Here is a 1,653-nt window from a genome sequence, read left to right as displayed (position 1 = left end):
CGGGTGATGTGGCCGTTCCAGGGTTCGACGCGGGGGCGGTTGTCCCAGTCGGGCGGGAAATACTCGTTCACCGTTCCGCCTTCCCCGCTTCGGTGTTCGCTTCGACGTGCATTGCGGGGTCCTTTCAACTGGGTAGGTGAGGCTTTCGGATGTGTGTCAGGCCGCTGCGGCGACCTCTCGGATCGGGTGCGAGATGAAGATGTCGAGGAGGTCGATCTCGGCCTTGGAGCCGTCGGCGAGGCGGACAGTCGCGAACCGCGAACCCGCCTCGTCGCGGTGGTATCCGTGCACGCCGACGATGCGGTCGCGGGGGTGGTCCGGGGTAATGGCTTCGGCGAGGGCGTGGGACATGAGAACTCCTTGTCAGTGGGATTACTGGGGTCTGCGGGTCAGTCGCGCGAAGTCGCGTTCAGCTCTACCGCAATGGCGGCGTCGCTCGCAGACTCCGCCAGTTCGCACAGGTCGAAGTGGTCGGCAAGAATTTCGTCTCCTTCTACCTCGTCGTCCAGAGCGACCGCGGTGATCTGTCCGTCTCGGATCACGATCGATCCCCAGTCGAGCTGGCGAGCTATGGTGACGATGTCTGCGGTGATGACGGCGGTGCTGTCGTTCATGACGGTGACCTTCCGTGTCGGACTTACGAGAAATACATTACAGCGCGACAATGTAATGTTGCAACCCTTGAATTAAGTCCCACAAAGAAACCCGTCCTAGTCCTCTACCCGTTTCGGGATTCGTTCAGGACCGACACATACATGTCGACGTGGCCGCACGGGTTGTCCCATCGGTCACAGGTCAGCCATTCGCCGTCCTCGTGGAAGCGGTGTTTCTGCGGGATTCCCCGCGGGCCTTGGCAAGTGGGGCACGTCCAGATCAGCGTGAGAGCACGGATCGCAGGGTGGGCGCCGCCGGTCCCCCATCCACTGCGGTCGATCACGTGAACGGTGCGGCGCGGAGTGTCGTGGCCGGAAGGTTTGGGCATGTCATCTTCTTTCCAATGAAGGGGACGTGTCATCTATGCAGGTAAGAGCACATTTTCGAAGCACCCTCCGGCGAGCGCGTAGGCATTCGCCTCGTCCCAGGTATCGAACTGTTCACCCCGAACGCCCGGCCACCTCCCTCGTGGTTCGGGCGTTCTCGTTGCGGGGTCAGAACTCCGGGAGGCCGTTCGTCTGGGTGCGTGGGCCGGGCAGCGGGAGGCTGACGTCACAGCCGTATCGGCAGGCGCCGTCCGCTCTCGGGTCGTGGTAGCCGAGCTGCTCGCAAACAGTCGGTTCGGGCTGGTGGTCGGCGTAGTTCGCCATGGCGTTCTCCAATGTCGGAGGGGTCGCAGCCGGAGCCATTTTGGGCTTACACACCAGCGAAACTGAGCCACCTGGGCTGACACTGGTCTGACCTGCTGGTTTGGCAGGTCCCCAGGTGCGACAGCCGGGCAGGACTCAGTCTGCGAACAGTTCGCCGGAAGGGGTCGTAGCGACCACGTCACGGCGGTGAGCGGCGTCTCGGCCGCAAGAAGGGTGCAGGAGTGCCGGTAGGGCCGTCTGCGATGCCCTGGAGGACCGTGCGGGCGGCTTCTGCGTCGCCGCAGGCGCGGTGCGCACCGTCGAGTCGGATGTTCTTCTCGACGCCTTCGGCCTGGGAGCGCTTCACCAT

4 protein-coding genes are annotated in these 1,653 nt (G+C 63.6%); all 4 read right to left on the bottom strand.

Features of this window, described 5'->3' with window-relative positions; all coding sequences use genetic code 11:
* Positions 1-156: 156 nt before the first annotated feature.
* The 4 genes from CJ179_RS50395 to CJ179_RS52065 all read right to left on the bottom strand — a co-directional run bounded on the left by CJ179_RS50395 (position 157) and on the right by CJ179_RS52065 (position 1,304).
* Positions 157-351 (bottom strand): hypothetical protein, encoded by a 195-nt coding sequence (locus CJ179_RS50395; RefSeq protein ID WP_054248534.1) that lies wholly within the window; start codon positions 349-351, stop codon positions 157-159.
* Positions 352-389: 38 nt separating this feature from the next.
* A complete protein-coding gene (locus CJ179_RS50390) occupies positions 390-614 on the bottom strand; it encodes a hypothetical protein (RefSeq protein ID WP_095866533.1) in 225 nt (74 codons plus the stop codon).
* Between the two features lie 104 nt (positions 615-718).
* Positions 719-982: a hypothetical protein gene (locus CJ179_RS50385; protein WP_095866532.1), complete on the bottom strand. Its 264-nt coding sequence runs from the start codon at positions 980-982 to the stop codon at positions 719-721.
* A gap of 166 nt (positions 983-1,148) precedes the next feature.
* On the bottom strand, positions 1,149-1,304 hold the full coding sequence (locus CJ179_RS52065; RefSeq protein WP_179377995.1) for a hypothetical protein: 156 nt from the start codon (positions 1,302-1,304) through the stop codon (positions 1,149-1,151).
* Positions 1,305-1,653: the final 349 nt, after the last annotated feature.

Origin of the sequence: Rhodococcus sp. ACS1, assembly GCF_002300155.1 — a bacterium.
GTDB lineage: Bacteria > Actinomycetota > Actinomycetes > Mycobacteriales > Mycobacteriaceae > Rhodococcus_F > Rhodococcus_F koreensis.
The sequence above is the reverse complement of the archived record's forward strand: the minus strand, read 5'-3'. Positions and strand labels throughout refer to the sequence as shown.